The 6,275-nt window shown below is 69.0% G+C and carries 6 protein-coding genes; 1 reads left to right on the top strand and 5 read right to left on the bottom strand.

Features of this window, described 5'->3' with window-relative positions; all coding sequences use genetic code 11:
* Window positions 1-229 precede the first annotated feature (229 nt).
* Window positions 230-670, bottom strand: coding sequence for a MarR family winged helix-turn-helix transcriptional regulator (locus WAX14_RS02685; protein ID WP_422626549.1), 441 nt, complete (start codon window positions 668-670; stop codon window positions 230-232).
* A gap of 77 nt (window positions 671-747) precedes the next feature.
* Here WAX14_RS02685 and WAX14_RS02680 point away from each other — a divergent pair, with 77 nt between their 5' ends.
* Window positions 748-2,580, top strand: coding sequence for an ABC transporter ATP-binding protein (locus tag WAX14_RS02680; RefSeq protein ID WP_422626550.1), 1,833 nt, complete (start codon window positions 748-750; stop codon window positions 2,578-2,580).
* 16 nt (window positions 2,581-2,596) lie between these two features.
* Here WAX14_RS02680 and WAX14_RS02675 read toward each other — a convergent pair whose 3' ends face one another.
* The 4 genes from WAX14_RS02675 to WAX14_RS02660 all read right to left on the bottom strand — a co-directional run.
* Window positions 2,597-3,265 carry an isochorismatase family protein gene (locus WAX14_RS02675; protein ID WP_422626548.1) on the bottom strand — a complete coding sequence of 223 codons (669 nt, stop codon included), beginning with the start codon at window positions 3,263-3,265 and terminating at the stop codon, window positions 2,597-2,599.
* Window positions 3,266-3,292: 27 nt separating this feature from the next.
* Complete coding sequence (locus WAX14_RS02670) at window positions 3,293-4,942, bottom strand: (2,3-dihydroxybenzoyl)adenylate synthase (protein WP_422626547.1); 1,650 nt, start codon at window positions 4,940-4,942, stop codon at window positions 3,293-3,295.
* A 21-nt stretch (window positions 4,943-4,963) separates the two neighbouring features.
* Complete coding sequence (locus WAX14_RS02665) at window positions 4,964-5,734, bottom strand: SDR family oxidoreductase (RefSeq protein WP_422626546.1); 771 nt, start codon at window positions 5,732-5,734, stop codon at window positions 4,964-4,966.
* Window positions 5,731-6,275: isochorismate synthase (locus WAX14_RS02660; protein WP_422626545.1), on the bottom strand; the 545-nt coding region annotated here is incomplete at its 5' end. The genes WAX14_RS02665 and WAX14_RS02660, both read right to left, overlap by 4 nt.

The raw sequence follows: 6,275 nt of genomic DNA, 5'->3' as shown, positions 1-6,275 counted from the left end.
TATCGCGTTCGGGTTCCGTACCCCGGAGAACCAACGCCGCCGGGTACGGTGGGCCTGCACTCGTCGATCACGTCGGGTCGCACCCAGCCGGCGCCAATGCCACTGCTAACTGCGAAGAGCCGGTTTTGTGAATCGGACCTATCGTTCATTCGGACCAAACGGGTGTGTTCTCGGTCATTCCTATTCGGGCCGCGGCTGTCCAATCGGGTCACGGAAGCGCCGGAGCGGGTCACGGCCCGACGAGTGTCCGCAGGATTCGGGCGAGTTCGGCGCGGTCGTGATCGTCGAGCGGGGTGAAGAATTCGTCGGCGTCGGCGTCACGGGCCGCGTCGAGTTGCGCGGCGAGGTCGCGACCGGCGTCGGTCAGCCGCACGCACACCGCGCGCCGATCGGCGGGGTCGGGGAGGCGCTCGGTGAGTCCGCGGCACTCGAGTCGGTCGATGACTTCGGTGGCCGAGCGCGGCGCGATCCGCAGCGATTTCGCGACGTCGCCCAGGCGTAGCGGCTCCGCGGTGGAGTCGCCGACGACCCGCAGGGCGCGGTGTTCGTGGGGGGAGAGTTGCCACGGCTCGAGTGTCTGGTGCCAGCGTCGTCGCAGGGTGCGGGTGGCGGTGATCAGAAGATCGCGCAGCGCGGCCGGTGTATCGGGTGCTGCCGGTGAATCGGGCATGGAATGAGATTACCTCACTTGACGTTTACCTCTTAGTGAGGGAACCTCAGTAAATTGATCCGATACTCCAGGAGGTGATGTGCGTGATGCAACTCCCCCCGGGCGGCGGTCCGGCACGACGAGGCAAGGCAGACCCCCTCGATCGACGACAGCTCCAGGACTCACCCGTGCGCCTGCGCCGCATCGGCGCGCTCTTCGCTCCCTACCGCTGGCAGATCGCCGTCGTGGTCACACTCATCGTCATCTCGTCGCTGATCTCCCTCGCCAGCCCGTTCCTCGTCCGCGCCGCCATCGACCATGCGATTCCCGAGCAGAACGTACCGATGCTGCTGTGGATCGTCGCCGCCATGCTGGCGGTGGCCGTCACCGGTTCGGTGCTCGGCGTCGCCCAGACCTGGATCTCCACCACCGTCGGCCAGCGCATCATGCACGGCCTGCGCACCCGCGTCTTCACACACCTGCAGCGGCAGTCCCTGAGCTTCTTCACCCGCACCCGCGGCGGTGAAATCCAATCCCGGCTGACCAACGACATCGGCGGCATGCAGAACGTGGTGACGTCCACGGCCACCTCGATCGCCGCCAACATCACCACCGTTGTCGGCACCGCCGTCGCGATGGCCGTCCTGAGCTGGCGCCTGTCGCTGCTCTCGCTGGTGGTGCTCCCGCCCGCCATCTGGCTCACCCGCAAGGTCGCGCTCATGCGCCGCGCCGTCACCGCGCGGCAGCAACGCCGCCTCGCCGACATGCAGACCCAGATCGACGAAGGCCTGTCCATCAGCGGCGTACTGCTGTCCAAGACACTCGGCACCGGCCCGGCGATGTCCCGGCGCTTCACGGACACCTCCACCGACCTGGCCGACCTCGAGGTCCACGCCCAACTGTCGGGACGGTGGCGGATGGCCACCATGAACATCGTGTTCGCGGCCATCCCCGCGGCGCTGTATCTCGTCGCCGGTCTACCCGCGACCTCGGGTGGCATGACCATCGGCACCCTGGTCGCATTCACCGGCCTGCAGGCCGCGCTGTTCCGCCCACTCATGAGCCTGCTCGACGTGGGCGTGTCCGTCACCGCGTCGCTCGCTCTGTTCAGTCGCATCTTCGAATATCTCGCCCTGGCCGTGGAGATCGACGAACCGGCCGACCCGGTCCGGCTCGACCTCGACCGGGTCGCCGGCGCGGTGCGTTTCGAGGACGTGAGCCTGCGTTACCCGGGCTCCGACCGGAACGCCCTCGACCACATCGATCTCGACGTCCCGGCCGGTGCACAGGTCGCCCTGGTCGGCGAAACCGGCTCCGGCAAAACCACACTCGGCTCACTCGTCGCGCGACTTCACGATCCGACGACCGGTCGCGTCACGATCGACGGGATCGACCTGCGCGACCTTCCGCTCGCGGACGTCGCCGCGCTCGTCGGTGTCGTCTCGCAGGAAACCTATCTGTTGCACGCGACCGTGCGCGAAAACCTGCGCTATGCCCGGCCCGACGCCACCGACGCCGACATCGAGGATGCCGCGCGCGCCGCGCAGATCCACGACCTGATCGAATCGCTGCCGGACGGCTACGACACGCTCGTCGGCGCCCGCGGGCACCGCTTCTCCGGTGGGGAGAAACAGCGCCTCGCGATTGCCCGCACGTTGCTGCGCGACCCGCGCGTCCTCGTCCTCGACGAAGCGACCAGCGCGCTCGACAACGACACCGAACGGGCCGTGCAGCGCGCGCTCGACGCCGCGCGGCGCGGGCGCACCACGATCACCATCGCGCACCGCCTCTCGACGGTCCGTGCGGCGGACGAGATCGCGGTGCTCGATCACGGCCGGATCGTCGAACGCGGTAGCCACGACGATCTGCTCGAACGCGGCGGCCGGTACGCGACCCTCGCCGCACGACGCGACGACCGCGTGGCCGCATAGGTTCGGCCCCGCAGGGTCAGGCTCGCGCGGAGGAGAGTGCTCCGGCGACGCCGGCCCGCGCGAGCGCGTCGGTGACCTCGCCGGTGGGCAGCACCACCGCGCACCGCGATGCGACGTAGTTCAGTGCGCCGATGTGCTCGCGCCGGGAGAAGTCGGCGGTGCCGTCGGAGACGAAGAAGACCTGGATGTCGTTCATGAACCCGTCGAGTGCGGTGGTCAGACAGCCGATGTGGGCGTAGACACCGGTGACGATCAACTGGTCGCGGCCCCACCGCTGCATTCGTTCGAGCAGGTCGGTGCGGATGAACGCGCTGTACCGCCACTTGGTGAGCAGCACGTCGTCCTCGTGCGGGGCGAGCTCGTCGATGACCGCGGTCTCGGCTGGGTCGGCGGTCAGGCCGGGGCCCCAGAAGTCCAGCAGTAGAGCACGGTCGGTGGGGTCCTGGTTGCCGGGTTGAGCGGTGTAGACGACCGGGACACCGGCGGCGCGAGAAGAGGTGCGGATCGCGTCGATGTTCGGCACCACCGTCGCGAGCGGGTCGGCGGAGCGGTCGAACGCCCGGACGAAATACTCCTGCATGTCGTGCACGAGCAGCACCGCACGATCCGGATCGATCGTCCACGGCACCACATTCGCCGGTTGTTCGTCGGGGAGCGGGTAGGACACGGACTTCGGAAGTGCCATGATCTCGCTTTCGGGGGTTGGGGTGGTTCAGTGCTCGAAGGTCGCGGCCAGTGCGCGGCGCAGTTCGTTCCGGCTGATCTTGCCGACACCGGTCACCGGGAACGCGTCGACGAAACGCACCGTGTCCGGGATCTTGTATCCGGCCAGGCCGCGGTCACGCAAGAACGACTTGAGTGCAAGCGCTTTCGGTGCGTCGCCTTCGGTGACGACGAACGCGCACGTCCGCTCACCGAGGTATTGATCGGGCATCGCGACGACGGCGACGTCGAGTACCGCGGGATGGGCGATCAGGTGGTTCTCGACCTCCTCGGCGGCGATCTTCTCGCCACCGCGGTTGATCTGGTCCTTCGCGCGACCCTCGACGACGAGATACCCGTGTTCGGTGAGACGCACGAGGTCGCCGGTCCGGTAGAAGCCGTCGGGTGTGAACGAGGTCGAATTATGTTCGGGCGCATTGTAGTAGCCGCGGATCGTGTAGGGGCCGCGGGTGAGCAGGTGCCCGGTGCCACCCGGCGGAACGGGAGCGTCGTCGTCGTCGAGGATGCGGATCTCGTCGTGTGCGCTGATCGGCCGGCCCTGGGTGGTCGCGATGGTGTCCGCGTCGTCGTCGAGGCGCGTGTAGTTCACCAGTCCCTCCGCCATGCCGAACACCTGCTGGAGGGTGCAGCCGAGTTCGGGGCCGACCCGGGCGGCCGCTTCGGCCGGGAACTTCGCGCCACCGACCTGCAGGACCCGCAACGACGACAGGTCGCGGTCGCTGCGGGCCCGCGCGGACAGCCAGGCCATCGCCAGCGGCGGGACCAGGGACGCCATCGTGATCGCTTCGCCCTCGATCAACGCGAACGCGGTGTCGGGGCTCGGATCCGGCGCGAGCACCACCGTGCCGCCGCTGTGCAGCACCCCGAGGATGCCGGGGGAGCTCATGGGAAAGTTGTGGGCTGCGGGCAGCACCACGAGCATGCGGGTGTCGGCGTCGACCCCGCAGATGCGAGCCGATTCCCGCACCGAATACAGGTAGTCGGAGTGGGTTCGCGGGATCAGTTTCGGGGTGCCGGTCGTGCCCCCGGACAGTTGCAGGAAGGCAACCGTTTCGGGATCGAGGTGGGTGACCGGGGCCGGATCGTGGGTGCGCAGTGTGTCGAGTCCGGTGAATTCCTCGGCGGTGCCTGCGACGATCACGAGAGGTGCTGTCCCGGCGCCGCCGATCACCTCGCGGGCCAACACCCGATAGTCGAATCCGCCGCTCGTCGCTGCCACGATGTACGCGGCGGCGTCGGTGAACCGGCAGAAATAGCCGATCTCGGCCGAGCGGTGTGCCGGCAGTGCGAACACCGGCAGTGCGCCGAGCCGGAACACCGCGAACAGGATCTCGGTGTATTCGACGATGTTCGGCAGTTGTACGACGACGCGGTCCCCGGCCCGGAGGCCGAGTTCCCGCAGCCCGGACGCGATCCGGGCGGAGGCGGCATCCAGTTCGCCGTACGTCAGGCGTCGATGCTCGCCGTGTGCGTCGAGCCCGGTGACGGCGACCCGGTCGCCGTACAGTGCGGCGCGGGCAGGCAGGAACTGCGCGAGGGTCTCGGCGGTCCAGTATCCGGCGCCGCGGTAGAGTTCGGCGAATTCCTCGGGGTAGCAGGCTGTTTCGGCGAGCGCGGTGCGCTGAAAGCCGGTTGTCACGAAAGGTCCTTTCGGGCAGGGTCAGGCGCGCAGGGTCGCGCCGCCGTCGACGTACAGGGCGTGCATGGTGATGTGCCGGGCACGATCGGAGAGCAGGAACTCGATCGCGTCGGCGATGTCGGCCGGCTCGGCGATCCGGCCGAGCGGGATACCGACCTTGAACTGGGCAGGATCACCGGCGATCGCACCGAGTGCGCCCGCGTCGTCGTCCGGGTCCTCCCACAGCGACCGCTGCATCGCGGTGTCGGTGGAGCCGGGTGCGACGATGTTGGCGCGGATGCCGTATTCGGCGAGTTCGAGTCCGAGCACCCGGACGATCATTGCGACCGCTGCCTTCGACGATCCGTAGGCGCCCATGCCGATGCGTGGTACGCCCGCGGAGTTCGAGCCGACGACGACGATCGACCCGGACCGGCGGTCGCGCATCGACCGGCCCACGGCCCGCAGCACCGACACCAGCCCGGTGACGTTGACGTCGTAGACGTGTCGCCACTCGTCGGGGTCGCCGTCGAGGATCGACGCGGTGGAGAACACCCCGGCGACGTGCGCGAGGTTCGCGATGGGGCCGTGTTCGGCTTCGATGCTGCCGATCGTGAAGTCGACGGCATCACCGTCGCGGATGTCGACCGGATAGGTGGGGACGGGCACCCCGATCAGTGCCGCGGTCGTACGCAGGCCGTCGGGATCGCGGTCGGCGAGCACGACCCGATGGCCGGCCTCGGCGAGTGTGCGGGCGGTCGCGCGGCCGATGCCCTGCGCGGCACCGACGACGAGGCTGACACCCCCGCTCACCGGCGGACCCCGAGGGCGTCGAGTACGGTCCCGAATTTCGTTGTGGTTTCGCGCAGTTCGTCGTGCGGATCGGAGGCGGCGACGATACCGCCGCCGGCGTGCGCGGTGAGCGTGCGACCGTCGGAGTCGAGTGTGGCGCACCGGATCGCGACCATCCATTCGCCGTCGCCCGCGGCGTCGCACCAGCCGATCGCGCCGGCATAGAAACCGCGGTCGCCCTCGAGGTCCCGGATCAGTTCCCGGGCGGTGACGGTGGGGGTGCCGCAGACGGCGGGTGTCGGATGCACGGCGAGGGCCAGGTCGAGTGCGGTGATCGACGGGTCGCGCAGATGCCCGGATACCGGGGTGCCGAGATGCCAGAGCTGGTTGGTGCTCGTCAGGGTCGGCTGGTCGGGGATGTCGAGGTCGGTGCAGAACGGTTCGAGGCTTGCGCGCAGGTCCGCGACGACGTGGGCGTGCTCGGCGAGGTTCTTGGCGGACGCGGCGAGTTCCGCACCGGCGGCGCGGTCGATGTCGGGATCGGTATGGCGGGGCGCGGACC

Source organism: Rhodococcus sp. (in: high G+C Gram-positive bacteria), from assembly GCF_049299235.1.
Classification (GTDB): domain Bacteria; phylum Actinomycetota; class Actinomycetes; order Mycobacteriales; family Mycobacteriaceae; genus Rhodococcus.
The sequence above is the reverse complement of the archived record's forward strand: the minus strand, read 5'-3'. Positions and strand labels throughout refer to the sequence as shown.